Origin of the sequence: Bradyrhizobium archetypum (assembly GCF_013114835.1) — a bacterium.
GTDB lineage: Bacteria > Pseudomonadota > Alphaproteobacteria > Rhizobiales > Xanthobacteraceae > Bradyrhizobium > Bradyrhizobium archetypum.
On sequence record NZ_JAAVLW010000002.1, the window covers coordinates 816,268 to 841,009 of the forward strand.

General features: G+C 62.3%; 33 protein-coding genes and 1 tRNA gene. 12 read left to right on the forward strand and 22 right to left on the reverse strand.

Annotation, left to right across the window (positions count from 1 at the left end; all coding sequences use genetic code 11):
* Positions 1-100: 100 nt before the first annotated feature.
* Complete coding sequence (locus HCN50_RS08270; protein WP_171709104.1) at positions 101-1,723, forward strand: ABC transporter substrate-binding protein; 1,623 nt, start codon at positions 101-103, stop codon at positions 1,721-1,723.
* 87 nt (positions 1,724-1,810) lie between these two features.
* Here HCN50_RS08270 and HCN50_RS08275 read toward each other — a convergent pair whose 3' ends face one another.
* Positions 1,811-1,957 carry a hypothetical protein gene (locus tag HCN50_RS08275; protein WP_171709105.1) on the reverse strand — a complete coding sequence of 49 codons (147 nt, stop codon included), beginning with the start codon at positions 1,955-1,957 and terminating at the stop codon, positions 1,811-1,813.
* 123 nt (positions 1,958-2,080) lie between these two features.
* Between HCN50_RS08275 and HCN50_RS08280 the strand changes: the two genes are divergently transcribed.
* Positions 2,081-3,196, forward strand: a complete 1,116-nt coding sequence (locus tag HCN50_RS08280) for a lysophospholipid acyltransferase family protein (RefSeq protein ID WP_171709106.1) — start codon at positions 2,081-2,083, stop codon at positions 3,194-3,196.
* Here the strand turns inward: HCN50_RS08280 and HCN50_RS08285 are convergent.
* The 5 genes from HCN50_RS08285 to HCN50_RS08305 all read right to left on the reverse strand — a co-directional run bounded on the left by HCN50_RS08285 (position 3,193) and on the right by HCN50_RS08305 (position 5,404).
* Complete coding sequence (locus tag HCN50_RS08285) at positions 3,193-3,750, reverse strand: TMEM175 family protein (RefSeq protein WP_171709231.1); 558 nt, start codon at positions 3,748-3,750, stop codon at positions 3,193-3,195. The genes HCN50_RS08280 and HCN50_RS08285 overlap by 4 nt on opposite strands.
* Before the next feature lie 91 nt (positions 3,751-3,841).
* A complete protein-coding gene (locus HCN50_RS08290) occupies positions 3,842-4,240 on the reverse strand; it encodes an MAPEG family protein (RefSeq protein WP_171709107.1) in 399 nt (132 codons plus the stop codon).
* Positions 4,241-4,258: 18 nt separating this feature from the next.
* Positions 4,259-4,444: an SRPBCC family protein gene (locus HCN50_RS33560; RefSeq protein ID WP_235976825.1), complete on the reverse strand. Its 186-nt coding sequence runs from the start codon at positions 4,442-4,444 to the stop codon at positions 4,259-4,261.
* A gap of 304 nt (positions 4,445-4,748) precedes the next feature.
* Positions 4,749-5,051: an ArsR/SmtB family transcription factor gene (locus tag HCN50_RS08300; protein WP_171709108.1), complete on the reverse strand. Its 303-nt coding sequence runs from the start codon at positions 5,049-5,051 to the stop codon at positions 4,749-4,751.
* A 266-nt stretch (positions 5,052-5,317) separates the two neighbouring features.
* Positions 5,318-5,404, reverse strand: a tRNA-Leu gene (locus tag HCN50_RS08305).
* Positions 5,405-5,593: 189 nt separating this feature from the next.
* On the opposite strand from HCN50_RS08305, the gene HCN50_RS08310 reads away from it, so the two are divergent.
* Positions 5,594-6,019, forward strand: coding sequence for a twin-arginine translocation pathway signal (locus HCN50_RS08310; protein WP_171709109.1), 426 nt, complete (start codon positions 5,594-5,596; stop codon positions 6,017-6,019).
* A 220-nt stretch (positions 6,020-6,239) separates the two neighbouring features.
* Here HCN50_RS08310 and HCN50_RS08315 read toward each other — a convergent pair whose 3' ends face one another.
* Together HCN50_RS08315 and HCN50_RS08320 are read right to left on the reverse strand one after the other, a co-directional pair.
* Entirely contained in the window at positions 6,240-7,442 is a 1,203-nt protein-coding gene (locus tag HCN50_RS08315) for an FAD-dependent monooxygenase (protein ID WP_171709110.1), read from the reverse strand.
* 7 nt (positions 7,443-7,449) lie between these two features.
* The gene (locus tag HCN50_RS08320) at positions 7,450-7,695 is read right to left on the reverse strand and encodes a zinc-finger domain-containing protein (RefSeq protein ID WP_171709111.1); all 246 of its coding nucleotides are present in this window, start codon (positions 7,693-7,695) and stop codon (positions 7,450-7,452) included.
* A 249-nt stretch (positions 7,696-7,944) separates the two neighbouring features.
* Here HCN50_RS08320 and HCN50_RS08325 point away from each other — a divergent pair, with 249 nt between their 5' ends.
* Together HCN50_RS08325 and HCN50_RS08330 are read left to right on the forward strand one after the other, a co-directional pair.
* A complete protein-coding gene (locus tag HCN50_RS08325) occupies positions 7,945-9,102 on the forward strand; it encodes a hypothetical protein (RefSeq protein ID WP_171709112.1) in 1,158 nt (385 codons plus the stop codon).
* A 55-nt stretch (positions 9,103-9,157) separates the two neighbouring features.
* Positions 9,158-9,910, forward strand: a complete 753-nt coding sequence (locus HCN50_RS08330; protein ID WP_171709113.1) for an alpha/beta fold hydrolase — start codon at positions 9,158-9,160, stop codon at positions 9,908-9,910.
* A gap of 85 nt (positions 9,911-9,995) precedes the next feature.
* Here HCN50_RS08330 and HCN50_RS34440 read toward each other — a convergent pair whose 3' ends face one another.
* On the reverse strand, positions 9,996-10,400 hold the full coding sequence (locus HCN50_RS34440; RefSeq protein ID WP_311967508.1) for a hypothetical protein: 405 nt from the start codon (positions 10,398-10,400) through the stop codon (positions 9,996-9,998).
* 43 nt (positions 10,401-10,443) lie between these two features.
* Positions 10,444-10,785 (reverse strand): hypothetical protein, encoded by a 342-nt coding sequence (locus HCN50_RS34445; RefSeq protein ID WP_311967510.1) that lies wholly within the window; start codon positions 10,783-10,785, stop codon positions 10,444-10,446.
* A 199-nt stretch (positions 10,786-10,984) separates the two neighbouring features.
* Between HCN50_RS34445 and cysE the strand changes: the two genes are divergently transcribed.
* Positions 10,985-11,812, forward strand: a complete 828-nt coding sequence (gene cysE, locus HCN50_RS08340; protein WP_171709114.1) for a serine O-acetyltransferase — start codon at positions 10,985-10,987, stop codon at positions 11,810-11,812.
* Positions 11,813-11,936: 124 nt separating this feature from the next.
* A complete protein-coding gene (locus HCN50_RS08345) occupies positions 11,937-12,155 on the forward strand; it encodes a DUF3126 family protein (RefSeq protein ID WP_171709115.1) in 219 nt (72 codons plus the stop codon).
* Positions 12,156-12,277: 122 nt separating this feature from the next.
* Here the strand turns inward: HCN50_RS08345 and HCN50_RS08350 are convergent, their stop codons facing one another.
* Positions 12,278-12,991 (reverse strand): hypothetical protein, encoded by a 714-nt coding sequence (locus HCN50_RS08350; RefSeq protein ID WP_171709116.1) that lies wholly within the window; start codon positions 12,989-12,991, stop codon positions 12,278-12,280.
* A 279-nt stretch (positions 12,992-13,270) separates the two neighbouring features.
* Here HCN50_RS08350 and HCN50_RS08355 point away from each other — a divergent pair, with 279 nt between their 5' ends.
* Positions 13,271-13,600: a DUF6949 family protein gene (locus HCN50_RS08355; RefSeq protein WP_171709117.1), complete on the forward strand. Its 330-nt coding sequence runs from the start codon at positions 13,271-13,273 to the stop codon at positions 13,598-13,600.
* 73 nt (positions 13,601-13,673) lie between these two features.
* Entirely contained in the window at positions 13,674-14,204 is a 531-nt protein-coding gene (locus HCN50_RS08360; RefSeq protein ID WP_171709118.1) for a gamma carbonic anhydrase family protein, read from the forward strand.
* A gap of 24 nt (positions 14,205-14,228) precedes the next feature.
* Here HCN50_RS08360 and HCN50_RS08365 read toward each other — a convergent pair whose 3' ends face one another.
* Complete coding sequence (locus tag HCN50_RS08365; RefSeq protein ID WP_171709119.1) at positions 14,229-14,393, reverse strand: hypothetical protein; 165 nt, start codon at positions 14,391-14,393, stop codon at positions 14,229-14,231.
* A complete protein-coding gene (locus tag HCN50_RS08370) occupies positions 14,390-14,617 on the reverse strand; it encodes a hypothetical protein (RefSeq protein ID WP_171709120.1) in 228 nt (75 codons plus the stop codon). The genes HCN50_RS08365 and HCN50_RS08370 overlap by 4 nt, the downstream gene beginning before the upstream one ends.
* 110 nt (positions 14,618-14,727) lie before the next feature.
* Here HCN50_RS08370 and HCN50_RS08375 point away from each other — a divergent pair, with 110 nt between their 5' ends.
* A complete protein-coding gene (locus tag HCN50_RS08375; RefSeq protein ID WP_171708451.1) occupies positions 14,728-15,141 on the forward strand; it encodes a hypothetical protein in 414 nt (137 codons plus the stop codon).
* 832 nt (positions 15,142-15,973) lie between these two features.
* On the opposite strand, the gene HCN50_RS08380 is transcribed toward HCN50_RS08375, so the two are convergent.
* Together HCN50_RS08380 and HCN50_RS08385 are read right to left on the reverse strand one after the other, a co-directional pair.
* A complete protein-coding gene (locus HCN50_RS08380; protein WP_171709121.1) occupies positions 15,974-16,480 on the reverse strand; it encodes a hypothetical protein in 507 nt (168 codons plus the stop codon).
* Positions 16,481-16,635: 155 nt separating this feature from the next.
* A complete protein-coding gene (locus HCN50_RS08385; RefSeq protein WP_171709122.1) occupies positions 16,636-17,523 on the reverse strand; it encodes an alpha/beta hydrolase in 888 nt (295 codons plus the stop codon).
* A gap of 240 nt (positions 17,524-17,763) precedes the next feature.
* Here HCN50_RS08385 and HCN50_RS08390 point away from each other — a divergent pair, with 240 nt between their 5' ends.
* Together HCN50_RS08390 and HCN50_RS08395 are read left to right on the forward strand one after the other, a co-directional pair.
* A complete protein-coding gene (locus HCN50_RS08390; RefSeq protein WP_171709123.1) occupies positions 17,764-18,219 on the forward strand; it encodes an Hsp20 family protein in 456 nt (151 codons plus the stop codon).
* Positions 18,220-18,355: 136 nt separating this feature from the next.
* Positions 18,356-18,673, forward strand: a complete 318-nt coding sequence (locus HCN50_RS08395) for a hypothetical protein (RefSeq protein WP_171709124.1) — start codon at positions 18,356-18,358, stop codon at positions 18,671-18,673.
* A gap of 130 nt (positions 18,674-18,803) precedes the next feature.
* Here the strand turns inward: HCN50_RS08395 and HCN50_RS08400 are convergent, their stop codons facing one another.
* From HCN50_RS08400 to HCN50_RS08430, 7 genes are all read right to left on the reverse strand, one after another.
* A complete protein-coding gene (locus HCN50_RS08400) occupies positions 18,804-19,367 on the reverse strand; it encodes a transglutaminase-like cysteine peptidase (RefSeq protein ID WP_376700260.1) in 564 nt (187 codons plus the stop codon).
* 396 nt (positions 19,368-19,763) lie between these two features.
* Positions 19,764-20,381 carry a PilZ domain-containing protein gene (locus HCN50_RS08405; RefSeq protein ID WP_171709126.1) on the reverse strand — a complete coding sequence of 206 codons (618 nt, stop codon included), beginning with the start codon at positions 20,379-20,381 and terminating at the stop codon, positions 19,764-19,766.
* Positions 20,382-20,551: 170 nt separating this feature from the next.
* Positions 20,552-21,280 (reverse strand): amino acid ABC transporter ATP-binding protein, encoded by a 729-nt coding sequence (locus HCN50_RS08410; RefSeq protein WP_171709127.1) that lies wholly within the window; start codon positions 21,278-21,280, stop codon positions 20,552-20,554.
* Positions 21,267-21,917 carry an amino acid ABC transporter permease gene (locus HCN50_RS08415; RefSeq protein WP_171709128.1) on the reverse strand — a complete coding sequence of 217 codons (651 nt, stop codon included), beginning with the start codon at positions 21,915-21,917 and terminating at the stop codon, positions 21,267-21,269. The genes HCN50_RS08410 and HCN50_RS08415 overlap by 14 nt, the downstream gene beginning before the upstream one ends.
* A 3-nt stretch (positions 21,918-21,920) precedes the next feature.
* The gene (locus HCN50_RS08420) at positions 21,921-22,583 is read right to left on the reverse strand and encodes an amino acid ABC transporter permease (protein WP_171709129.1); all 663 of its coding nucleotides are present in this window, start codon (positions 22,581-22,583) and stop codon (positions 21,921-21,923) included.
* Between the two features lie 21 nt (positions 22,584-22,604).
* On the reverse strand, positions 22,605-23,381 hold the full coding sequence (locus HCN50_RS08425; protein ID WP_171709130.1) for a transporter substrate-binding domain-containing protein: 777 nt from the start codon (positions 23,379-23,381) through the stop codon (positions 22,605-22,607).
* 229 nt (positions 23,382-23,610) lie between these two features.
* Complete coding sequence (locus HCN50_RS08430; protein WP_171709131.1) at positions 23,611-24,165, reverse strand: PAS domain-containing protein; 555 nt, start codon at positions 24,163-24,165, stop codon at positions 23,611-23,613.
* Between the last annotated feature and the right edge of the window lie 577 nt (positions 24,166-24,742).

Sequence of the window (24,742 nt, forward strand, 5' to 3'; positions counted from 1 at the left end):
CAAATAGTCAGGATTTACAGCGTGTTAGTTCGCCCAAATAACGAACCGCATGCATAATGAATCAGCGGACTTTGACCAGTTTCACGTCAGGAGAGATCGAATGTTCCACATCATGCGTTGGAAACGTCCCACGATAGTGTCGGCTTTGTCGGCGCTTGCGCTATCGGCGGCGCTGACGTCGCTAGCTCTTAGCTCGCAGGCGGTTGCCGCCGGAAAGAAGACCATCACCGCGGTGATGCATTCCGACCTTCGCGTCATCGATCCCGGTTTCACCACCGCCTACATCACCCGCGACCATGGCTACATGGTCTACGACACGCTGCTGGCGACCGATTCCAATTTCAAGATCCAGCCGCAGATGGCGGATTGGAAAGTCAGCGATGACAAGCTGACCTATACCTTTACCCTGCGCGACGGCTTGAAGTGGCATGACGGCCAGCCGGTGACGGCAGAGGACTGCGTCGCCTCGCTAAAGCGCTGGGGCCGCAACGACACGATGGGCCAGAAGCTGATGGACTTCACCGCCAGCATCGAGCCGATCGACGCCAAGAGCTTTGCGCTCAAGCTGAAGGAGCCCTACGGCCTGGTGCTGGAATCGATCGGCAAGCCGTCGTCCTACACCCCGTTCATGATGCCGAAGCGGCTCGCCGAAACCCCCGCGGGCCAGCAGATCAAGGAGCAGGTCGGATCCGGTCCGTTCAAGTTCGTGCAGGCCGAATTCCAGCCGGGCGTCAAGGCGGTCTATGAAAAGAATCCGGACTATGTGCCGCGCAAGGAGCCGCCGAGCTGGACCGCGGGTGGCAAGGTGGTGAAGGTCGATCGTGTCGAATGGATCACGATGCCGGACGCGCAGACCGCGGTGAACGCGCTGCAGTCGGGCGATATCGACTTCATGGAGAATCTGCCTTTCGACCTGCTGCCGGTGCTGGAGGCGAACAAGGACATCAAGATCGACGTCCTGAACAAGTTCGGCTTCCAGACGCTGGGTCGGATGAACTTCCTCTATCCGCCCTTCGATAATGTCAAGGTTCGCCGCGCGGCCTTCCTGGCCATGAAGCAGAAGGACGTGCTCGACGCGCTGGTCGGCAATGCCAAATATCAGAAGGTCTGCGGCGCGATCTTTGTCTGCGATACGCCGCTGGAGACCGACGTCGGTGCCGAGACCCTGGTCAAGGGCAATGGCATGGCGGAGGCGAAGAAGCTGCTCGCCGAGTCCGGCTATGACGGCACGCCGATCGTGATCATGGCGCCCGGCGACGTGGTGACGCTGAAGGCGCAGCCGATCGTCGCGGCGCAGTTGCTCCGTGAAGCCGGCTTCAAGGTCGACGTGCAAGCCACCGACTGGCAGACGGTGGTGACCCGTCGCGCCAGTCAGAAGCCGCCGAAGGAAGGTGGCTGGAACATGTTCTTCACCAACTGGGTCGCCGCCGACGTCTCCAATCCCGTGGCCAACGCTTCAGTCGGCGGCCGCGGCAAGAACGGTGGCTGGTTCGGCTGGGCAGAAGACGCCAAGATCGAAGAGCTCCGCGACAAGTTCGCGCGCTCGGCCTCTGCGGACGAGCAGAAGAAGATCGCTGCCGAGATCCAGAAGCAGGCCTATGAACAGGTGATCTACATCCCGCTCGGCCAGTACCTGATCCCGAGCGGCTGGCGCAAATCGCTCACCGGCGTCGTCGACGGCCCGGCAACGCCGGTGTTCTGGAACATCGACAAGAGCGAGTAGAGCGCGGTTCAGGCAACAAAAAGGCGCGACGGAGGTTTGTCTCTCCGTCGCGCTTTTGTTTCCATCGTCAGCAGTGGCTGTCGGCGTTTAGCAGTGGCTGTCGCGCTCCAGTTCCGGCCCTTCGTTCAGCAGCGGCGGCTGGATCTGTGGCGGCTGCGATTGCTCTGAGTGTTCATTTCGGGTTGGTTCGCGCCCGTTTGCGGCAGGCTTGTCCAAGGCTTCTTCACTGGCCATCAGTCATACTCCATTTTGTGCATGACAACATTTTCGAGCGGAATGCGTTCCTCACGCCGGATGCGTTGCGAGATGTTCTAACAGTAATTCGCACACCCGCTCCGGCACCTGATCCGCTGCAAAATGGCCGACGCCGCGCAATACTTCGAAGCGATAGGGCGCGGCGATGAAATCGACGGTGCCTTCGGCGGCGGTACGGCCGACGGTATCGTCGGCATCGCCCCAGACACCAAGCGCCGTGGGCTGCGCGCGCCAGCAATGCATCGATTCCGCGAAACCGTGCAGCAACAACACCAGCGGCGCTCCCGGCGGGCCGGCGGTGATGGCATCAAAGACGAGATGCGGTGGAATCGCGACTTGTTCGCTGGCGGGCATGCGGCGATCCTGAACGGGGCAATCGGGCCGATCCATGGTGAAGCTATTTCGGCGCGACGAGCGGAATTGTGCAACCCGGGAAAAGTGCTTATTGGAAGCCCGTACCTGAGGCCCCGAGGGAACGGACGTTTGCATTATCTGAGGTCTATATTATTCGATGCCGCCGTCGTGATCCTGACGGTCGTCGTTTCGTTGTCGGTGCCGTTCATGGCGCTGTTCAATGCCAGCAGCGCGACGGTGCGTGCGGTCTCTCAGATATGGGCCAACGGCATCATGTTTCTGATGAAGTACGTGATCGGGCTGGACTATCGCGTCGAGGGGCGTGAGCATGTTCCCGACGGCCCTTGCATCATTGCGTGCAATCATCAATCGCTGTGGGAGACCGCGGCGCTGTGCGCGATTTTCCCCGATGCCAGTATCGTCGCCAAGAAGGAGCTGAGGAAGCTGCCGTTGGTCGGGTGGTTTCTTGAGCGCTATCCGATGATCCTGGTCGATCGCTCGGCGGGCCGCCATGCGCTGCGCCAGATGGTCGACGAAGCAAGGCGCGCGATCGGGGAGAGGCGCAAGGTGCTGCTGTTTCCGCAAGGCACGCGGCAGGCGATCGATGAGCCCGTGACGTTCCAGTCGGCCGGCATCTCCGCGCTCTACACCAATCTCGAAACCCCTGTGGTGCCGGCAGCATGTAATTCTGGCCTGTTCTGGGGCAAGAAGACCCTGATCATGCATTCAGGTACTGTCACGCTTTCGTTCCTGCCGCCAATCGCGCCGGGCCTGCCGCGCAAGGAATTTCAGGAAAAGATGGAGCGCATGATTGCGGAGGAGGCGAGCCGGCTGCTCACGGTCAGCCAAGCAAAGGTGCGCTAGCCGGAGCGACGCGCGGCGAGCCAGCCGGCAAAGGGCGCGAGAAAGGCCAGGCACCAGACAAACTGCGCAATTTGCGGCGCGGCGAACGCCGCAAAGATACCGAGCGCAAACACGAAAACGGGAAACAGCGCCGGCGCCAACAATTGTGGATGGTGGCGGCCGCGTAGCGCCAGAACCCACAGCACCGCGTTCAGCGTTGCAATCACCAGCAGGTGAAAGCCGTAGATCACCGCGACCACGTCGTCGAGCCGGTACGCGCCATAGAGACCGTTGGTCACAGGCAGGAGGATGATCGAGAGCAGAAAGAACAGGTTGAGAAACACCACGCCGCGTCCGGCTTCCGGCGCCACCGCCAACCGCCGGTGATGGCTGAACCAGAACAGCCCGGCGACGACGAAGCTGATGGTCAGTGCGATCACCGGCTGAGCATAGACCCGAACCACATCGTGCCAGTCGGGCGCACCGGCAAAGCTGCTGGCTTTCGGCAGATCATAGGCGAGCAGCGTCATCGCAACGCCGAAGATGGTGTTGCTCAGCATCTCCAGCCGACGCATCTCGAAAAGGCCGATCTGCGGCAAATGCACCCCGGGTACGGACGGTTCAGCGACCAAGCGAACGTCTGGTCGCAGCCACTATGGCGTTCATCTAGGTCGTCGCTGCAAGGTAGACAATGCGGCCGAGCGCGCCAAGCAGCAGCGCAAATGCGGCAAGGGCCTGGATAAAGAAGCCTGGAGAGCGGCTCTTTGCGGCACTTCGATAGCCAATGAAATACACAATCCGGCCGACGATCCAAACTGTTCCCAGAATGGTCGCTCCCAGCGGGCTCCAGTACAGCGCGAAAAGCCACAGGGACGGAAGGAATATCGGCATCCATTCGAGCGTGTTGAGGTGCGCGCGAATGGTGCGCTCGAGCAGTGGATCGCCGGTCATGGCAGGCGCGAATATGCCAACCTTGACCCGTGTGCGGGCGACTTGTGCCGCCATTCCGAAGCAAAGCAGCGCTGTCAATAGTGTGACGATCGCAACATGGAAATAGGAATGCATTTTGGGTCCCCAGCGTTTTCAATGGCCCGATTTGGTGGCGGCTGCATAGCGACCAAGAATGCCGGCCCAGCCATGCTCCGATTCAAACCGATCCCGGATACTTTCTGCTTTCTCTCCTATATTCTCGAGCAGTCTATGTTCCAGCTCTATCCTCGTGCCGCCGTTCTCTGTTGGCACGAACTTCACCTCCACCTCGGTCAGCAACAAGGAATCAAATTGCCAGTCAGCTCCGATACGCCACGCCAGCACAAGCCGTGAGGGGCGGCTCCCAGCCCAGCACGTCGTCCCACAAACATTCGCTGCCGTCTTCTCCCACCTCGTACCAGCATCCGCCCGTCCTTGGTTCGATCACGGCCGATTTGAGGGGTGCTTTGCCGATCTTGTGCGACGCTGGCCACCATAGGCCGATATCCGACGTAAACACCTTGAATGGTTGGTGCGGAGGAACAGTGACGGTCACCGAACGGCAAACAGGCGGAGGCTTTATCTTCGGCATCACTCTTGCTCCTTAATCGTCGATTTCGATCTTGAGGGCGTCCAGTGCATCCCGCCACTGGCGATCAAGCCACGCCCGCATTTGGCCCAGCCCTGCCGGGTCAACGCGATAGATGTTGCGCGCTCCAGCCGCTTCTGCGCGAACCAACTTCGCCGATTTGAGAATCTTGAGGTGTTGCGAGACCGCGGACTGGCTGACGGGCAGCGCCCGCGTTAGGTCGGCAACGGATTGCGGGCGTTTGGCAACAAGCTCAAAGATCTGACGCCGTGTTGGATCGGCAAGCGCGGTGATAGCTCTCTGATTGTTATTAGCCATGACTAATCATTAGTGAACACTTATGGCATGTAAACCGTGATGTGCGTGCTGCCTTTTTGGTACATCGAGTGCGTCGGATGGGATTGAACTGGCCGACAATGGCGGGTTTCGTTGTTGCGTCCGGGATGGACAGGCAAGCGGCCACCAACGTCTGTCAATTTGCGAAACGCGATGACCCGTTGCTTGCCCAGCCGTAGCTCGCGGCCTCAGGCTCGCCTCCGCCCTGGGGACTTCGGCGCGGCAGCCTTCACGCGCTTCGCGAAGGCTGGTGCGGGCGGTGGGACTCGAACCCACACGACGTTGCCATCGAGGGATTTTAAGTCCCTTGCGTCTACCAGTTCCGCCACGTCCGCTTAGTCTCAGAAGATCAGATACTTAGCGCGTTTTCCGGAGAAGTGGAATTGGCGATGATCTCCGGCCGAAACGCTCCCCACCTTTAAGTGAGCGCGGGTTCAGAAGCAAAGCCTCAATGCGGACACTTGGGGTGTTTACCTGCGGCGGGCTTTAGGCAATCTCAAGATTATCCACTTAACGAAGGTCCGATGCCCAACTCGCTGTCCCATCGACGGTTATTTTCGCGGAGCCTTGCCGCGCTGACGCTGGTTGCGCTTGGGGCGGGCCTGTCCGGCTGCGCCGGGATGAGCGACACGATCGCGCCCGCCTTCGCCGATCCCGCCAAATACGACCTCTACGATTGCAAGCAGCTTGAAACAGAGCGCAAGACGCTCGCCGGCCGTACGGCGGAATTGCAGGGATTGATGACGAAGGCCGAGACCGGCGTCGCCGGCCCCGTGGTGGCGGAACTCGCCTACCGCAACGAATACATTGCATTGCGAGGGCAATCGAAGCTGGCCGATGAAGCCTGGCAGAAGAACAGGTGCGTGGAATCGAAGCCGGAGGCGCCACCGACCGCTGCGGCTCCGGCCGGCAAGGCCGGCCGCGCGAAGGCGAAGCGGGCGGCGAATTAGAGTTCAACGAGATTAGGTTCAGTCGATCGCCTGCTACGCCGGCCCTTGACGGCTACTTTGCATGGGGTTGTTTTGATATTTTGTTTGGGCTCAATGCAGCAGCGGGCCGAACCTGATCTCATCATGCTCCAGAGCATGATCCGGAAAAGTGTGAAGCGGTTTTCCGAAACATGCTAAAATACTAAAATAATAGGGTGTCGCGGGGTTACAAAATTCCGGCTCACACCCGCCAATCATAGATCCAGTCCTGCCGTGCCAGCATGCGCTGCGGGCCCATCATCTTGATGGCGAGGTCGCGCGCCAGCGCCAGCGGTCCGGTGAGGTGATAGATGTGTCCCTGTTGGCGCGCGGTGCGCTGCACCCGAAGCACGCGGCCGCGCCGCAGCCGGCCATAGCGCTTCAGCGCTGCCGGGATGCCCGCGATATTGTTGCTCGGGGCCTCGCTCAGACATTTGGCGAGTACGGCGGCGTCCTCGATCGCCATGCCGGCGCCTTGCGCGGCAAACGGCAGCATCGCATGCGCGGCGTCGCCAAGCAGGGCGACGGCGCCCTCGGTCCATTCGCCGATATCGGGCAGCGTGAACAGCGCCCAGCGCCGCCACTCGTCCACGGCGCCGATCAGCATCCGCGCGGTCGCAGGCCAGCGCCGCGAGGCGAACGCGGTCTTGAGTTCGTTGGCGTCGCCGGGCGCGCTCCAGCCCGGCCTGTTCCAGGTTCCCGGCACGATCGCGACCACATTGATTTGCCGCGCCGCCGAGATCGGGTAGGCGACCAGATGGGCACCCGGTCCCATCCAGAGCTGGACCCGCGGTGCGGTATATTCGCGCGGCAACGTCGTTGCGTCGAGGGTTCCGCGCCAGGCGATCAGGCCGGAAAACTGCGGCTGCACCTCCGGGAACAAATGGTTCCGCACTGCGGACCAGATGCCGTCGGCGCCGACCAGCGCCGCCGCCAGCTCCTGTTGCCGTGCATTGCCGCGACGCTGCAGCACCGTCAGCCCCTTGGCGTGCGAGGTCACGTCCTCAAACTGACAGCCGAGCCGCAGGTCGATGTCCGGATGATCATTGACTGCTGCCTGCAGCGCGCTTTGCAGGTCGGCGCGGTGCATCACCCAATAGGGCGCCCCGGCGCGAAGGCCGGCAGCTTCGCCGAGCGGTATGCGAGCGATCTCGCCGCCTGCACGCGCGCTCATGATGTTGATGGCCTCAGGCGTCACGGCGCGCGGGGTGAGCCGCGGCCGCAGGCCGAGATCGATCAGGATGCGGCTGGCGTTGGGCGAGAGCTGCAGACCGGCACCGGCTTCTTCCAGCCGTTCAGCCTTTTCAAGGATGATGACGCGAAAACCCTTCGCTGCGAGCGAAAGCGCCGCCGTCAATCCCCCGATCCCGGCACCAGCAACGATGATGGTGCGCGCGGCAGCCACCGAAAGATCAGGCGACCTTGTCCCTCAGGACACATTCGGGCGGCCGGGCCTCGCCCGCGGCGAGGTCGGGGGCAAAGCGGTACAGCGTCGAGCAATACGGGCAGATGATTTCGTTGTCGTTGCCGAGGTCAAGGAACACGTGCGGATGGTCGAACGGAGGGTTGGCGCCCACACACATGAATTCCTGCGAGCCGATCTCGATTACCGAGACTCCGGCGTCGTTCTGAAAATGCGGGACGACATGGTCGGACATCAGTTTCACCTTGGATAGCAACGATAGGCGCACGCAATCAACGCGACGCAGCAGCTTCGAAATGCCGCGCACCATAGTGGGGGGTGCCGATGATTCCTAGAGCCGATTCGGGATGTCCCCGCCGCACATTTGCTCATGCAAATTCGACACAATCTTGTCGTCGGAGAAAAGCCCTTCTTTCGTCGGGGCAGTTGTGTCTTAAAAACGGCATACCATCTTGAGAATGACGAAAACATTAGGCTTTTTTGGATGAGGCGATTGCGGTTCGGTTCGGCCCTGGCAGGCGCGTTGGGGTGCCTGGCGCTCAGCGTGGCGGTATCCGCCGCGCTGTGGCCGCATGCCCGCGAGGCCGGCGCTATTCTGGCGGCGCAGGACGACCCGGCCGTGCTGTCCGATCTCCACATCAATTCCGCCCTGCGGAGCAATCAGGCGCTGGTGGCTGACAACATCGAGGCCGCACTCGCGGAGGGCGATTCCGATCTCGCCAATAGCTTCGTCGAGCTCGCCCGCGACAAGGGCATTCCCATCAGCGACGAACTTGCGAAGCGTGTCGGCGATGCCGTTGCCGACGCAGGCTCGGCGTCGCATTTTGCCAAGCGCTTTGCCGCCGGTCTGGTGACCGGCAATGCTGACGACGTCGCGAGCCTGTCGGGCACGGTTGCCGGCGATCTCTTTGTGTTTGGCGACATCAGGGACGTCGTGCGTGAAGGCAAGCACATGGCGACCGGCGAGGAGGTGGACCGGCTGGTGCTGGGCCTGGCCACAGTCGGGCTTGCGGTCACCGCCGCGACCTACGTATCCGTCGGCGGTCTCGGACCGGTGCGCGCCGGGCTTTCCGTGGTCAAGGATGCCCGCAAGGTCGGGCGGCTGGGCGAGGGGCTGACGAAATGGGCCGGCCGTTCCGCGCGCGAGGTCGTCGATGCGCCGGTGCTGCAGCAGGCGGTCGCGAAGGGCTCGGTGTTGCGGCCTGGCGAGACCATCAGCGCGATCAAGGCGGCGTTCCGCGCTGAGAAGGCCGGCGCGCTGGTACGGCTGGCGAAAGACGTTGGGCGTGTCGGCGAGAAGGCCGGCACACGCGGAGCCCTCGACACGCTGCGCATCGCCCAGGGGCCCAAGGATGTCGCCCGCGCCGCGCGGCTTGCCGAATCCAAGGGCGGCCAGACCCGCGCCATTCTGAAGGTGCTCGGCCGCGGCGCACTGCTGCTGGCAGCCGGCGCCTTCAATCTGACAATGTGGGTGTTCGCAGCGATATTGGCGCTGTTCGGTTTTCTCTCATCGATCAAGGCGACCACCGAGCGCGCCACCGAAGCGTGGCTGCGTCGCAAGAAGGCGCGGCGTTTGAGAACACAGGCGGCGGCATGCCTGCCGCCCAGTCCCGCTCTGGCAGGTGCCCTAGCGCAGGGCTAGACTTGCCGTTATTGCAAGCCCGCCGGTTCCGATCCCCGAAAAAGTGGAAGTGATGATGCCGAGTTTTCACAACGGCGCTGTCGAAATTGCCTATCTCGACGAAGGCGAGGGTGATCCGATCGTTCTCGTGCACGGCTTTGCCTCCAGCAAGAACGTCAATTGGGTGTATCCGACCTGGGTTTCCGACTTGAGGAAAGACGGCCGCCGCGTGATTGCGCTGGACAATCGCGGCCACGGCGATTCCGCAAAACTCTATGATTCCGCCGCTTACGAAATTGCGACGATGGCAAGTGACGTCATCGCACTACTGGATCATCTGGAAATCGAGCGCGCCGACATCATGGGCTATTCGCTGGGCTCGCGCATGACGGCGATACTGGCGCGCGAGCAGCCACAGCGCCTGCGCTCGGCTATTCTCGGCGGCATCGGGATCGGACTGATCGAAGGCGGCGGCCCCGGCGAAAACGTGGCCATCGCGCTGGAAGCGCCGTCGCTGGAGGACGTTACCGATCCGGTCGGGCGCACCTTCCGTGCATTTGCCGATCAGACCCGCTCCGACCGCCGCGCCCTTGCCGCCTGCCTGCGCGGCTCGCGGCGGCTGATGACAACGGAAGAGGCCGCCGGGATCGGCGTGCCGGTCTTGATCGCGGTCGGCACCAAGGATGAAATCGCAGGCTCCGCGGCCGCGCTGGGGAAGATCATTCCGGGCTCCGAAGTGCTCGATATTCCGAACCGCGATCACATGCGCGCGGTCGGCGACAAGGTTTATAAGGTCGGCGTCACCGATTTCCTGTCACGCCGGCAATGAGCGATCGCGCTCGCCGGTGAAGAGCCAGATCGCCGCGATCAGCACCACCATGGTCGCAAGCCACGCCATCCGCGCGCCGTAGCGATCATGTGGGCCTGATATCACGGCGCAGATGAACGCGTTGCCGAGTATGGCTGACGTGGCCGTGCAGCATCCGTCCGAAGGCGACGCCGTAACCGCCGGGCCTCCACGCCAGTTTCCCGGACAGCGCGAAATTGCTCGATAGCAGCAGCACGGCTCCGGCGACGAGCGTGAGGCTGCCCTGCGTCAGTCCGGAAACCGAAATTCGCCCGCGCAGAAAGGGACGTGCGATCCGGCCGAGGCAGCATAGTCCGAGCAGCACCGCGAGCGTCGCGCTGTGCGTGGCTGCGGCGAAAGCGGTGAGGCCGAACAACAGGCATTTGTCCGGGATCGAAGTCCATTTCCCATGCGCGACCAGGATGACAAGCGAAAGCACCGACAGGCCGGCGAAAATATCGGTCAGCAGCATGCTGGCCAGCCAGGGCAGCGCGGTGGTCAGGCCAGCACGGCGCTCATGGCCAGGAGCGCAACGGCTGCGGCATGCCGAGCACGCGCAGCGTCAACTGCAGGATCCACAGAGTTGTCAGCGCCTGGAAGCCGAGGTTGATCCAGAAGCTGGAATCCTCGCCGAAGTGAAGATAGAGGCCGAACGTCGTGGAGCGGCTCGGCACCAGGTAGCCTTCGTACCACCGCGCCAGGTAGCCGCCGGTGTCCCACTGGAGCAGGGGATAGCCATTCCACAGGGCGGGGGCCAGCAACATCAATGGGATGGCGATGGCGGCGATCCACGCAGACCGCGAGTCCGCAGCGGTCCGCGCCCGCAATATTTGCGTGCTGCTGTGGCTTTCCCCCATCAGGGCAGCATCCACCGAACGGCGGGGCCGCCGAATTCACCGATAGTTGGACGCCGGCCGGCTTGATTTCCCGAATTCGCTGACCACCTTGACCCCACGGGGCGTCCGGCGGGGGGTACGTTGCCGAAGCCTGCCGGGGACAGCCGTCCGCCCGCCGTGCTATAAGAGCAACTACATCAGTGAATTTGCGAGAGCAATCATGGCAGTGCATCAAGTCAATCCGCAAGCGTCGAAGCTCGCCGCACTCGATCCGATCTGGGACCGCATCCGCAGCGAGGCGGAGGACATCGTGCGCCGCGAACCAGAGCTCGCATCCTTCATCTATTCGACCGTGCTGCATCACGATCGCCTCGAAGAGTCGGTCGTGCATCGTCTCGCCGAGCGGCTCGATCATTCGGCGCTATCGGGCGACTTGATCCGCCAGACCTATGATGAGGCGCTGCGCGACGAGCCTGATATGGGCAATGCGTTCCGTGCCGACCTGGTCGCGGTCTACGATCGCGATCCCGCAACCTCGCGCTTCATCGATCCGTTGCTCTACTTCAAGGGTTTTCATGCGCTGCAGACGCATCGTCTGGCGCACTGGCTCTATCAAAAGGGCCGCAAGGATTTCGCCTACTATCTGCAGAGCCGCTCGTCGGCGGTGTTTCAGACCGACATCAACCCCGCTGCCAGGATCGGCCGCGGCATATTCCTCGATCACGCGACCGGCTTTGTCTGCGGCGAGACCGCCGTGATTGAGGACGACGTTTCGATCCTGCACGGCGTTACGCTCGGCGGCACCGGCAAGGAGAACGAAGACCGTCATCCGAAAATTCGCCACGGCGTGTTGATCGGGGCGGGCGCAAAGATTCTCGGCAATATCGAGATCGGCCATTGCGCGCGCATCGCCGCGGGCTCGGTGGTGGTCAAGCCGGTGCCTCACAACGTCACGGTGGCCGGCGTTCCCGCCAAGATCGTCGGCGAAGCCGGTTGTGCGGAGCCATCGCGCACCATGGATCAGATGCTCGGCGCAATCGGGCTTTGATTTTCCACGGGCTTTGATTCTCCTCACATTCTCCCAGTCGTATTTGTGAAGTTACGGCTGGTAGTCTGCGCCGTCTCGTCCTAAAAACCCCCCGGCAATTCAAAGAATCCGATTGGAGACCGCCGTGGACGTTCAGGAAGTCAGGAAGCTCGACGCTTATCTCAAGCGTGTATTCGGCAATCCCAAGATCCGCGTCGTGCCGCGGCCGAAAAAGGACGACTCCGCCGAGGTCTATATCGGTGAGGAGTTCGTTGGCGTGCTGTTCGTCGATGACGAGGACGACGATCGCTCGTTCCAGTTTCAGATGGCGATCCTCGAGGAAGATCTGGCGGACATCGGCTAAGGCGCACCCCACGATGCCGTAGGGTGGGCAAAGCAATCGTGCCCACCAATGTCTTTCCCGTATTATGAGTTGTTGGGGTGGACACGGCGCAAACGCGCCTTTGCCCACCCACAGAATCGGGCCTATCCCCTCGGCCCGCGCATCTGCGCCGTCAGGCGGTCCATCGCATTCGCAACGTCGCGCCATTGCGACAGCCAGCTCCGCGGAAAGCGAAATGTCAGGTCGGCGCCGTCGACGCGACGCTCGCTCAGGCACATGCCGGGCGTCAGGCCATCGCGCGTGCAGCGCGCGTTGAGACCCGGCGACGGGGCGGAGAACAGGTCTTCGTTGGCGTAAGGCGAGCCGTCGCGAAAGGCGCGCATCGTCAATCCGTCATCCATCGGTGTCGCGGCCTGCTCGAGGTAGCGCGGATAGATCGTGCGGGTCCGCATGTCCGGCGCCAGTGCGTCGTGGTGAGCTGATATCGAGATGAAGATCCGGTCGATCGGTTGTGCCTTCTCCTCGATCGTATCCGCGCTGACGTGTTTCGGCGCATCCGGCGGTTCAAGCGACGGGAAGATGAAACTGAGATCGACCCTTTCCTGCGGACCGGAGTGGCGCTGGATCTTGCGGCGGATCGCGGCCGTAGGCACGTTGAAGAGCGTGGCGCCGACGCTGACCGGCAACCTGTCTGGAGCGCTTGCGGGAAGCGCGACCCAGGTCGGCCACAGCAAATAAGCGACCAGTGCAATGGCGGCCGCGGCGATAGCAACCGCTGCCATGATCAGGATCATGTGCGAGCGCGGATCCCTGCGGGTATCGCGGGCGAGGTGCTGGGCGGTCGAAAGCAAGGTCATGAACGAAGCATCAGTCGAGTTCGAGGCTCGGGCACGATCCCGAAAGACAGACTGACGCTTTCGGACGGGATCGTTTCCGAGGAAGGAACTGGGCGAATCATCCCGCGAATATGCCACGGGGCGGATGATTTCCGCATGATATCGCGGTTGTTCGGCCGAGAAAGCCATGCGCAAACGAGGTCCCGGCGCGCGGTTGTTAACCCTTCCTTAAGGATGCTGTGGCGGCCACCGGCCAATTTTGCGAAGGCAGGGCTCGGTTTGTCGAGTAGCGGAAGTGTCATGTCGCCCGATGCGTTGAATTCCCTGTTTGCCCTTTGCATCGGCTTTGCGTTCGCAGGCGCGCTCGCCAGCGGCTATCAGGCGATGGCAGAGCGACCGGCGGGATTCGGGCTCCTCGGGGAAGGCGTGGCGCCGAAGACGTTTGCGGCCGTGCCGTTTCTGGTTTTCGCCGCACCGTTCATCATCATGCGCAACACCCTGCGTGGCGCGAAGATCGAGCGCCGGCGCTTCGAATTCGTGATGATGGCGACCGTGCTCTCCGGCTTCTGGAGCATGATGTCCGGCACGTTCTTCCTGATGACGCTGCGTGCGGCGGGCTTGCTGGTCTGAGAAGGCGAGCCTGCTCGCTTGATCCCGTACCAGCGGCTGTGCCAAGGTCTCCGCCAACGGAGACCTGTGTATCATGGCGATCTACGAACTCGACGGGCAGGGCCCTGAACTCCCCGCGAACGGAAACTACTTCATCGCAGATACCGCCGTCGTGATCGGGAAGGTGCGCCTTCTGGACTCGGCCAGCGTGTGGTTCGGTGCGGTGCTGCGCGGCGACAATGAGTGGATCGAGCTCGGCGAGGGCTCCAACGTGCAGGACAATTCCACCTGCCATACCGACCGCGGCTTTCCGCTCACGATTGGCAAGAACTGCACGGTCGGCCACAACGTCATCTTGCATGGCTGTACGCTCGAGGACGACGCGCTGGTCGGGATGGGCTCGATCGTGATGAACGGCGCCCGGATACGCCGCGGCAGCATTGTCGGCGCGGGATCGGTCATCACCGAAGGCAAGGAGTATCCCGAATATTCTCTGATCATCGGCTCGCCTGCGCGCGTGATCCGCACATTGTCGCCCGAACAGGTGACGGCGATGGGAAGTGCCGCGAAATTCTACGCGCTCAACGGGCCCCGATTCAAAAAAGGGCTGAAGAAGATCGGCTGAAATCACAAGCCTTCTTCTGGTTCCCTATCGGCCGCTCTCATTCGCCTCGCGCGGGCCGGCGACCTTTTCATGACCGGCGGCCCAGAGCGCATACTCCTCGCTGCCAGCCTGATACGGATTGGCTTCCGCCGGAATATTCTCGCGTGCGGCGCGCTGGCCTTGCTCGAAAGGATCCGGGTCGGAATTCATGATGGCGCCCTTGCGGTTTTCGATCTTGTGTTCTTCGAAGTCGCGTCCTTCGAAACCCTTGCACTCTTTCGCAGCGCATCCTTGAGGTCGATGGGAATGCCGTGCTTCTTGAGCAGGTCGGCAAAGGCTTCGTCGGCTAGTTCCTGAAATGTCGCCATCCGGTCGCGTGCAAGCTGGGTCAGCTTGTCGAGCGTGTCGTCGTCGAAGGCGATCAATTTGCGCAAGCTTGACCACTCCGTGCATCGAGCGGATGTGATTGAATGATCTGGCAGGGGAATCGTTCCGGCAGGAACAAGGTCTGAGCGCTGTCGTTGCTTCGAAAAGGAGATTTCCGATGAAGCTGGCGTCTACAGCAGCCGCCGCACTTACGGCGATCACAATCCTGACATGCCCGGTCACTTCGTTTGCGCAGAGCGCGGGCGGGTCGTCCAGCAGCGGCGGCACCGCCGGTTCTCCGGGCGCGGGCTCGGCAGGCACGGGCGCGCAAGGCATTACTGGCGCGCCGTCCGATACCACTAGTCCGCGCGGGTTGAACAATGCCGGCGGAGATCAAAGCGGCGGGGCGAACCCGTCCAGGCTTGCGGCGCCGCCTCCGCCCGGCACCAACTCTGCCGGCACCGCCCAGTCGTCAGGCGGGGGAGTGACGACGGGCTCTGCAAGATCGGGCAGAACAGGTGATGACGCTGCGATCAACGAAGAAAACAAGACCGTCGACCGCAAGATAAAGGGCATTTGCCGCGGCTGCTGACGGTCATGTCCGAGCGACGTCCGGTCGCAGGGCAGCGGGCAAAATAGCACCAGCCATCTCCGAGAACTCGTTCTAGATTTGAGCCGGGATCCTCGAGGATCTGACGCCGAAAGCGTCGAGCACTTCGAGGGCAAATCACGGGGGCGATACGCTCCAGAACCGAAGTCGTATTCCCCTCCGCTGGTATGCCGCGCTGGCATCGCATCACGGGATGTCGAACATGCTCACAGTCCCGGCATTGACGTTGCTATTCATCTGTATCGTGGTTGGTTTGGGTGCGGCCTTCGTCTGGATGTTCTGGGAGATCGAACAGAGAATGTCCAAGCTGCACTAGGTGTCCAGGCCGTACCGCAAGAGCAATCGCGTCGGATAAGTCAGATTTCGACAGTATCACGCGCTCATGTCCCGCGCGGCCTGCCAAGCATCGATCGCGTATCTTCTTCAACTTGCAAGCCGGCACGAACGCAAATCACCTCGTTGGGGTGCCGGCCGGTCGGGGCCGGGCAAGATCCCAAATCGGGCACAAAAAAACAAGGCCGTCGACGCAGTATACCGTCAACGACCTTGCCAGCCCCGGATATTGAAATCGGCTCACGCCATCCGGTGAACTACAGGATGCCCGGGATTCTCGCGGGCATTTGTGAACCAGTTCACAAACACGGAAAAAAGTTGCGGCAAGCCGCCTCGCAACGGTGGAAAATATCCCGGAATCCAAGCCGCACCGCGGGGCGGAATTTGTGGGCTCCCATCTATGGAGGCCCGGCGCCCCCGGATCATCGGTCAGCCGCATCAGCCCGCCGAACGGGATGATCGTCCAGCATCGTCAGACCGATTAGCCGCGTGTCCTGGCGCGGCCGCGGTTTGCCGCCCTGTTCGAGCGGGGTTGTGCCTTGCCTGACCGCTTACGTGGGGCGGAATCGGCTGCGGAGTCGGAGGCCTGCGCGCTGGCAAAGGAATGCCGCAGGCCGTCGATCGCTTCCGTCAGCGTTCCGACCTGCTCGGCAAGCTTTTTGGTGTCGGCCTGCTGTGTGGCGAGCAGGCGGCGCACCGCCAGCAATTGATCCTGCACCTGCTGCAGCTGATCGATCGATTCCTGCTGCGTCGCTTCCAGGCCCTTGGTCTTCTCGACCAGTTGTTCGGACGCCTGCGCGGCCCGTGCCTGCAACTGCCGGGCCGCGACCGCGCGATCGGTCTCAGGCGCGCTGCCGGTATAGGCGCGCCACAGGGCAATAGAGCTTACTCCAAGCACGACAATGACGAGGGCCGCAGCGGCGATCGCAATCGGCTGTCCGCCGAGACGCGCGATGGGGCTGGCACTCCGGGGGGCGAGTTCGATCATGCGACTCCAAATCCGGACGTGATTCCAAGGGTTCCCAGATAGCACAGCCGCGCTGCTGCTAAAACCGGGGATTTGCCGGCCTAAGCCTGGGATCGCGGGCAAAACCGCTTCTCGGCCGGGGGGTTAGCTACTGAAAGGCCCGGCGGGACGCCGGGCTAACGGATGTGGGTGCAGATGAATTGCCCGGCGCAGGCCAGCGCGCGACGGCCGTCCTCGAGATTTGCATTCCAGACCGGCCAGGCGTGAATCATGTGCGGCCAGATCTGCAGCGTTACATCGACGTCGGCCGACCCCGCGGCCTCGGCAAGCCGCACGGCATCGGCCAGCAAGGTTTCGGCCGATCCGACCTGGATCAGGACCGGCGGCAGACCTGCGAGATCGGCGAATAGCGGTGAGATCAGCGGGTCCCGGCGATCGATGGATGCTGGCGCATAGGCGTCGGCCAGTTCGGCGAGATACGTCTTGTGAATCAGCGGGTCGACTGCGTCCTTGGTCGCGAGCGTGCGGCCTGACATTGTGAGATCGGTCCAGGGCGAGACGAGCCACGCGCAGGCCGGCAGTGGCTCGCCCAACGCCCGCAGCCGGTTGATCAGCGCGAGCGTCAGGTTGCCGCCGGCGCTGTCGCCGCCGACCGCAATGCTTGTCGCCGCAACGCCCTGCCGGCGCAGAAAGCGCCACGCGGTGAGCGCGTCTTCGTGGGCGGCGGGGTAGGGATGTTCGGGGGCAAGCCGGTAATCGATCGCAAGCGTTCGCATGCGTGCCGCCCGGCCGGCCTCCGTCACTAGGCGGCGGTGGCTGACAATCGAGCCGGAGCAGTATCCTCCGCCATGGAAATACAGCAGCACGCGCGAAAGCTCGCTGCCGGGAACGGCCGACCATTCGCCCGGTACGCCGTCGCAATCGATGGCTTCGCAGGTTACGTCGGGTGCGACCGGCCACGTCGATCCGACTTCGTCGAGGCGCTGCCGCCGCTCCGACCAGCCGACCGGTCGCGGCTTCGAGCCCAGTAATGCGCGGATGGCGTCGATTTCGCTGTAGGCCAAGGCACAGCCCTCCCTCCCATGAAGCCGTCCATCATCGCATCGTTCCTGCAGTGCAAAAAGCAGCGGCGACGAGGCAAGCGCAAAAATTTTTTGGATGCCCTTGAAACCAAATCGCGGTTTTCCAATTTTTTTGCTGCCGCCGCTAAAGCGGTCCGGGCGCCTGATGGGCCCGGTCGGGAGACGGGCACCGGTCGTGTCCGGTGCCGCTCGTAACCAACTTGCTCTCTGGAGGATTTGGCTATGCGCACATACGACTTCTCACCCCTCTGGCGCTCGACCATCGGCTTCGACCGCCTTTTCGACCTCGCTGAAACTGCGCAACGCATGGGCGAGGATAACTACCCTCCCTACAACATCGAACGGCTGGGCGAAGACCGCTATCAGATTTCGCTCGCCGTCGCCGGCTTCTCGGTCGATGAGATTTCCGTCACCGCCGAGCAGAACACGGTGACGATTGAAGGCCGCAAGGCCGACAAGGGCCAGCGCGAATATCTCTATCAGGGCATCTCGGCGCGCCCGTTCAAGCGCCAGTTCAGCCTTGCCGACCATGTGCAGGTGAAGGGCGCCTCGTTCGAGGATGGCCTCTTGCGCATCGAGCTGTTCCGGGAGGTCCCGGAGGCCATGAAGCCGCGCCAGATCGCGATCAACGGCGTCACGCCGAGCAACGTCCAGCAGATCGAGGCGAAGGCGGCGTAAGCACGTTGCTCGCGTAAAGGCACCAAGGTGAGAGGTTGCTCTTCTCCTTCTCCCCGTTCTTCACGGGGAGAAGGTTGTTCCGCAATGGGGGCGAGGGAGAAGAGCAGCGTTTCCAGCTTTGCGGAGGATAAAGATGATGATCGATGATGCAGACAATGTCTTTGATCTGAATGCTGTGCTGCATCCAGCGACCGTGTTCGACCATCCGCGCGACGTGGTCGCCGATGCTGCGCTTTCGCTCGCCGAAAAGCGCGCGATCCTGGCGTCCTGGGCGTCGGATGCGGCGGCGGTGACGTCCAATCCCGCGTTGCGCGAACTGGCTGGCACAAGACGCATCGTGACGATCGACGAGGTGCTCGACGCGCTCTCGATGCTCGACCATAAACCGCCCGGACCGCCCGGCGGCAAGCCGATGCGGCAAAAATCGACATCGCGCGTGGCGCTCGCCGCGTAGGCTTGAAGCTACCCCTATCCAAAAACGTTGCGGCCAGGCTTTGGGGGAAGCCTGGCCGCGCGCGAACCGGTCTGGGACGGGGAGGGGTGGGGATGTGACCGGGTCGCGGGTTCCTAAATTCCTTCTCTCGTTATCGGTCGCGTGACGAGGCGGTGGCTACCGCGGGGCGTCTATCACCGAGCGAGACCCAGACATTAGGATCGCTCTGCGACTGGCGCTTGACGAAGCGGTAACCGGTCTCGGTCCAGGCCAGGACGTTTTCGTTCTGGTTGTCGAGAACGAACTCGCCCTTGTCGGTCTTCACCGTCAGCACCGCGTGGCCTTCGCCCTTCTTGTCGCGCACCACCGTAATCAGCAGCGCCTCGCGCGGCCATCCGGCATCAATCAGCATCTTGCGCTTCAAAAGCACATAATCCTCGCAGTCACCGTAACCGTCCGTCGGCAACGACCATTTCTCGATCACACCCCAATGATCCATGTCGGTGATCGGCTTGATCGTCTCGTTGACCCACTTGTTGACGCGCAGCAGATCCCGCCAAGCTGTCTGCGACATCACGATGTCGCGCGGCTGAGAGGCGCCGCCGCGGCACTCGCTTGCGTTCTCGGCGCAGAATTCGACCCAGCCGATCGGCGAACGTGCGGCCTCGCCAAGGCTGGCGTAGAGAGCGTCACCGGCTTTCGCCGAAACGCTCATCGAAGCGTTCATCCCCAACAGGACGGCAATAACAGCCAGTCCCTTTCCCTGTCCCCTGAACAACATTGCGGCCCCCGTTTCTTGTTGGGACCACGTTTCGCACAAAGGATTTGCGCTGCAGCTAAGTCAGGCAAGTACATTTGAGGTGAATGCTAGTAAAGCTTGCGGCTAATTCGATCTATACTTGAATAGAACTCGAATAAAATTTGAAACAACTGCAATCGATTCAAATTTTATCGATTAATCTGTGTGGCACTGCAATCGCAGCGGATGTGCCGACAAAAACGCCCCGCGTTAACCGAGTTTGGCCGGCGCCGAACGGCGAAAGGCGGCATCCGGCAATGCAGATACCGCCTCTTGAGGCTGAAAAATCGGGGATTTTTGCCGGTCGGCGCTTTACCGCGCGGTAACTGCTTCTTCGAGCGTCTCGGCAATCTGCTCGTGGACGAACTCGAGCGCGAAACCTTCCTCGAGGTTTCGCACCACGCGGGCCTGTACCTTGCCGAGCATGACAAGCGATTTCAGCGGCGGGCGGTTCTCCGCGGCGATTGCGGCGCCCGACAGCGACAGGTCGATGATGCGGCAGGTCATCTTGCTGCCGTCCTCGAGGGTCAGCAGCGCAATCGGGTTGCGCGGCACGATACGGTCGTGGCGGCGGTCTTCCGGCAGGTTGAGGATATCGCGGTTGGCGAGCCAGGTGAGCTGAGCGGCGAGCTTGTCGCGCTTGCGCGCGGTCGCGCCGACCGTCATGGCAAAGCCGTTGTCGATGATGCGGGTGATCTTGCCCTCGACGCGGCCGATATGGTCGAGATAGGCGATCACGCGATCGCCGACATTGCCGATACCGGGCGCCAGCAGCGCGAGTCCGCCCGGCGACATGTTAATAATCTGGCAAGGAAATTCGCGCCGATCCGGCAGCATGTAGCGGCCGAGCAGGTGCACCTTGACGCGCTGAAAGCGCCGCCGCTCCTCTGCGGACGGGACAGTAACTGTTTTCTTTTGCGCAAACGACATCTTCGCCACCAGACAGCCGGTCTTTCGGCGTCGGAAAGACCCTAAGGCTGACAGGGTTAACGATGTGTTAGCGGCGGTTGCAGCAGAGCGGGTATTCACCGCGGATTGGTCGTATCGCCGCATTCCGCTATGGCGATACGACAAGGCGTCCGGACAAATCCCTCGCGCTATCAGCCGACCTGGCCGACGAACTGCTGCAGCTCTGGGGTTCGCGGGGCGGCGAACACCTCTTTCGGCACGCCTTCCTCATGCACCTTGCCGTGGTGCATGAAGACGAGCTTGGTGCCGACGTCGCGCGCGAAGCGCATTTCGTGCGTGACCAGAATGAGCGTCATGCCCTCGCGCGCCAATTGCTCGACCACACGCAGCACCTCATTGACCAGTTCGGGATCGAGCGCCGAGGTGATTTCATCGCACAGCATGACCTTCGGCCGCATCGCCAGCGACCGGGCAATGGCGACGCGCTGCTGCTGGCCACCGGAAAGCTCGCTCGGATAGGCGTCCATCTTTTCCGACAGTCCCACCTTGGCCAGCACTTCGGCGGCAGTGATGCGAGCTTCCGCCTTCGACACCTTGTTGACGACGGTCGGCGCCAGCATGACGTTTTCGGCCGCTGTCAGATGCGGAAACAGGTTGAACTGCTGGAACACCATGCCGACATGGCGGCGCAGCTCGCGCAGATTGGTAGCCGCGCCGCCGACCTCGATGCCGTCCGCAACGATGCTGCCGGACTGATAGGTCTCCAGGCCGTTGATGCAGCGGAGCAGGGTGCTCTTGCCCGAGCCGGAGCGGCCGATGATCGCCACCACGTCGCCTTTGGCAATGTCGAGCGAGACGCCTTTCAGTACCTCGTTCTGGCCAAAACTCTTCCTGACGTCACGGATGCTAACGAGCGACATTGAGGCGGCCTTCGATTTTCTTCGCCCACCACGACAGCGGGAAACACAGGCAGAAATAGATCAGCGCGACCAGCGAGTAGACCAGGAACGGCCGGAAGGTCGCGTTGTTGAGCATCGTGCCGGCCTTGGTCAGCTCGACGAAGCCGATGATGGAGGCGAGCGCTGTGCCCTTGATGACCTGCACCGAAAAACCCACCGTCGGCGCGACCGCGATCCGCGAGGCCTGCGGCAGGATGACGTAGCGCATCTGCTCGATGTAACTCAGCGCAAGGCTGGAGGAAGCTTCCCACTGGCCTTTGGGGATCGATTCCACGCAGCCGCGCCAGATCTCCGTGAGGAACGCGCTGGTCCAGAACGTCAGCGCCAGCGTCGCGGCCATCCACGGCGAGACCTCGACGCCGAACAGCGCAATGCCGAAGAAGAACAGGAAGAGTTGCATCAACAGCGGCGTGCCCTGGAAGAATTCGATGTAGATCTTGGTGAACCATTCCAGCGGCGCGATCCGCGAGGTGCGCATGAACAACAGGATCACCCCGACGATGCCGCCGCAGAAGAACGCGATCAGCGACAGCACGATGGTCCACTGCGTGGCGACCAGCAGGTTCGACAGGATGTCCCAGAAGCTGAACTGCAGCACGGTTCACCTCGCCTTGAAGATGACGCGGCCGAGCGCGCGCAAGGCCGAGCGCGTCAGCATCGCCAGAGCGAGGTAGGCCAGCGCGACCAGCAGATAGACCTCGAAGTTGCGGAAGTTTCGCGACGCTACATAGTTTGCGGCGTAGGTGAGGTCTTCCGCCGAGATCTGCGACACCACCGCCGAGCCGAGCATGACGATGATGATCTGCGACGACAGCGCCGGGTAGATCTTGCGAAAAGCCTGGTTGAGCACGACGTGGCGCAACACTTCCCATTTGGTCATGGCAAGGCTGAGCCCGGCTTCGATATGGCCTTTGGGGACCGCCTCGATGCCGGCGCGGATGATCTCGGTCGAGTAGGCGCCGAGATTGATCACCATGGCGAGGAAGGCGGCCGTGGTCTCGCTCAGCTTCAACCCCAGAGCCGGCAGGCCGAAGAAGATGAAGAACAACTGCACGATGAACGGCGTGTTGCGGATCAGCTCGACATACACCGCAACGATGCGGCCGAGCCAGCCGGGACCGAAGGTGCGCGCCGCGGCGCCCGCCGTGCCAACGGCGACGCCGGCCACCGTCGACACGATCGTCAACACGATCGTGAAGACCAGCCCGTACAGAAGCACGCTCCAGTAGGGAAGCAGCTCGGCGAATTGCAGCTTGTAAGACACTGCGGGCGTCCCAGCGTTACATTAGAAGCCGGGGGGCAACGGTGCCTTCAGCCACTTCTCCGACAGTTTGCCGATCTCGCCGGATGCCTTGGCCTTGGTGATGATCTCGTTGACCTTGGCGAGCAGCGCCGGCTCGTTCTTGTTGAGCCCAACATAGCAGGGGCTGTCCTTGATCACGAATTTCAGCGCTGGGGCGCGGGCCGGGACTTTTTCGGCGATCGCGGCGGCGACCGTGTTGCCGGTGGCAATCAGATCGACCTGCCCGGACACGAAGGCAGCAATGGTGGCGTTGTTGTCCTCGAAACGTTTGACGGTGGCGTCCGGTGCCATGGCGGTCAACGCCTGCTCCTCGATCGCGCCGCGGGTGGCGCCGATGGTCTTGCCCTTGAGGTCGGCGGCGCTCGCAACCGCGATCTCCTTGGTACCGAACACGCCGGAGAAGAACGGCGCGTAGGCGATCGAGAAGTCGATGACCTTTTCACGCTCCTCGTTCTTGCCGAGGCTGGAGATCACGAGGTCGGCCTTGTTGGTCTGCAAATAGGGAATGCGGTTCGCGCTGGTCACCGGAATAATCTCGGTCTTCACCCCGAGCTCCTTGCCGATCAGGTTCGCCATGTCGATGTCGTAGCCCTGCGGCTTGAGGTCGAGCCCGGCCGAACCGAACGGCGCAAAATCCTGCGGCACCGCGATCTTGATCACCTTGGACTTCATGATCGAATCGAGCGCATCGGCATGGGCCTGCGTCGCCACCGCAGCAGTGGCAATTGCGGCGGCAAGCATTAGTCTCTTGAACAGCATACTTAGGTCTCCGAGGTTACGGCAAATACGCGCCTCCGGGATTTCTCTCGGTGCGTCTCATTCGCCTGATGTGGCCCGGCTCCACGTCGTGGAGCGACCCTGCCTGACGCCTCGCATTTAGGCAATGCTTGGTCGTGCTTTTTTTGGAGGCTTTTTGTGGGTCGTTTTCGAGCATGATCACGCGACCATGCGTTGTGCCGCCGCGCTCGATATACTCGGCGGTTTGTAACTACCGCAGACCCTCATACACCATGAAGCCGCGCGCGATGGCGAGCTTGCGCAAGGCGCGAGGAACCAGCTTTTGCGGGCGGTGCAGATAGCGCCACGACGTTATCTTGAAATCCCTGATCGCGCCGAGGTCGTCTTCAAACGGCGCCAGCAATCCGGTCAGGCTGATCGGCGCATGCGCGCGGTTGTTGAATGGCAGCAATAGCAACTCCAGATGCGCCGTCGTTCCGTCCTCCGAAGTTGCGGTGATACCGGCAATCGCCGCCAGCATTTCTTCCGCGACGTAAGTGACGATGTCTTCGATCTCGCGGCGGTTGTCCGGGGTGAAGAGGGCGGAGAAGCTGGTGTCCTTCAGGTCGCGGCCGAGCAGGGCGCAGACCCGCGTCCCGGCGACGCGAAACGGGTAGCCGGCGTCGCTATCGTAGGACAGCACGAAAATATCGCCGAGCAGTTCGCGCACCGCACCGGGTTCGATCTCGCTGCGGTCCGGCGCCCGCGCATCGCCGCGCTTCGCATCCCAATAGGCGTAGAACTCGCGGCTCGATGGGTGTTTCATCTCTTAATCCTCGCCCCCGGGTTGCCTGGCGAGACATTTCTGTCCCGCTTTTGCGCAACACGCCTTCCCTGGCGTGTTGTGCAGGACAGGCTTTGCAGCGTCCATGCCGCCAACGCGTTTTGGCCGCGCGCGGCGCGGCTTTGCGTTGTTAACCTTAAATTAACTATGAGGTTGGCGAGGACCGAGCGGCGTGGATAGTGTGGAACGCATCGGACGGCGCCGGTTTATCTCCGAGTTCTCGGCGCAGTTGGTACACGGATGGCGTCAAACAGTTTGGTCATCGCGCGGGGAGGGGCGGGGATGTGATCCTGCCTCCAGGGGCGCGAAAAGATCAGCAGGACAAGGGAGAGCTTTCTCAGAGCTCTCCCTTTTCGTTGTTGATTGTTTCGTTGCTGATTGTGCAGATTTCGTGTCCCGGACGCGCAACGCATAAGCGTTGCGACGCAGAGCCGGGACTCACTGCAGCCGCCTGGGTCCCGGCTCAGCGTCGCGTCACTCCGCGCCGCGCCGCGTCCGGGACACGCGAATAGGTACGATTGTGCACTTGCACAGGGTGGGTAAAGCCGCCTATCTGGGC

Coding starts and splice junctions, on each gene's coding strand:
- HCN50_RS08310 (WP_171709109.1), top strand. CDS start 5,594: ATGCCCAACTCGCTGTCCCATCGACGGTTATTTTCGCGGAGCCTTGCC.
- HCN50_RS34440 (WP_311967508.1), bottom strand. CDS start 10,400: ATGCTGCTGACCGATATTTTCGCCGGCCTGTCGGTGCTTTCGCTTGTC.
- HCN50_RS08290 (WP_171709107.1), bottom strand. CDS start 4,240: ATGCATTCCTATTTCCATGTTGCGATCGTCACACTATTGACAGCGCTG.
- HCN50_RS08410 (WP_171709127.1), bottom strand. CDS start 21,280: ATGTCGCTCGTTAGCATCCGTGACGTCAGGAAGAGTTTTGGCCAGAAC.
- HCN50_RS08330 (WP_171709113.1), top strand. CDS start 9,158: ATGCCGAGTTTTCACAACGGCGCTGTCGAAATTGCCTATCTCGACGAA.
- HCN50_RS08405 (WP_171709126.1), bottom strand. CDS start 20,381: ATGTCGTTTGCGCAAAAGAAAACAGTTACTGTCCCGTCCGCAGAGGAG.
- HCN50_RS08380 (WP_171709121.1), bottom strand. CDS start 16,480: ATGATCGAACTCGCCCCCCGGAGTGCCAGCCCCATCGCGCGTCTCGGC.
- HCN50_RS08395 (WP_171709124.1), top strand. CDS start 18,356: ATGATCGATGATGCAGACAATGTCTTTGATCTGAATGCTGTGCTGCAT.
- HCN50_RS08285 (WP_171709231.1), bottom strand. CDS start 3,750: ATGCGTCGGCTGGAGATGCTGAGCAACACCATCTTCGGCGTTGCGATG.
- HCN50_RS08270 (WP_171709104.1), top strand. CDS start 101: ATGTTCCACATCATGCGTTGGAAACGTCCCACGATAGTGTCGGCTTTG.
- HCN50_RS08325 (WP_171709112.1), top strand. CDS start 7,945: ATGAGGCGATTGCGGTTCGGTTCGGCCCTGGCAGGCGCGTTGGGGTGC.
- HCN50_RS08375 (WP_171708451.1), top strand. CDS start 14,728: ATGAAGCTGGCGTCTACAGCAGCCGCCGCACTTACGGCGATCACAATC.
- HCN50_RS08360 (WP_171709118.1), top strand. CDS start 13,674: ATGGCGATCTACGAACTCGACGGGCAGGGCCCTGAACTCCCCGCGAAC.
- HCN50_RS08350 (WP_171709116.1), bottom strand. CDS start 12,991: ATGACCTTGCTTTCGACCGCCCAGCACCTCGCCCGCGATACCCGCAGG.
- HCN50_RS08275 (WP_171709105.1), bottom strand. CDS start 1,957: ATGGCCAGTGAAGAAGCCTTGGACAAGCCTGCCGCAAACGGGCGCGAA.
- HCN50_RS34445 (WP_311967510.1), bottom strand. CDS start 10,785: ATGGGGGAAAGCCACAGCAGCACGCAAATATTGCGGGCGCGGACCGCT.
- HCN50_RS08300 (WP_171709108.1), bottom strand. CDS start 5,051: ATGGCTAATAACAATCAGAGAGCTATCACCGCGCTTGCCGATCCAACA.
- HCN50_RS08400 (WP_376700260.1), bottom strand. CDS start 19,367: ATGAGCGTTTCGGCGAAAGCCGGTGACGCTCTCTACGCCAGCCTTGGC.
- HCN50_RS08320 (WP_171709111.1), bottom strand. CDS start 7,695: ATGTCCGACCATGTCGTCCCGCATTTTCAGAACGACGCCGGAGTCTCG.
- HCN50_RS08355 (WP_171709117.1), top strand. CDS start 13,271: ATGTCGCCCGATGCGTTGAATTCCCTGTTTGCCCTTTGCATCGGCTTT.
- HCN50_RS08430 (WP_171709131.1), bottom strand. CDS start 24,165: ATGAAACACCCATCGAGCCGCGAGTTCTACGCCTATTGGGATGCGAAG.
- HCN50_RS08365 (WP_171709119.1), bottom strand. CDS start 14,393: ATGAATTCCGACCCGGATCCTTTCGAGCAAGGCCAGCGCGCCGCACGC.
- HCN50_RS08390 (WP_171709123.1), top strand. CDS start 17,764: ATGCGCACATACGACTTCTCACCCCTCTGGCGCTCGACCATCGGCTTC.
- HCN50_RS08425 (WP_171709130.1), bottom strand. CDS start 23,381: ATGCTGTTCAAGAGACTAATGCTTGCCGCCGCAATTGCCACTGCTGCG.
- HCN50_RS08280 (WP_171709106.1), top strand. CDS start 2,081: ATGGCCGACGCCGCGCAATACTTCGAAGCGATAGGGCGCGGCGATGAA.
- cysE (WP_171709114.1), top strand. CDS start 10,985: ATGGCAGTGCATCAAGTCAATCCGCAAGCGTCGAAGCTCGCCGCACTC.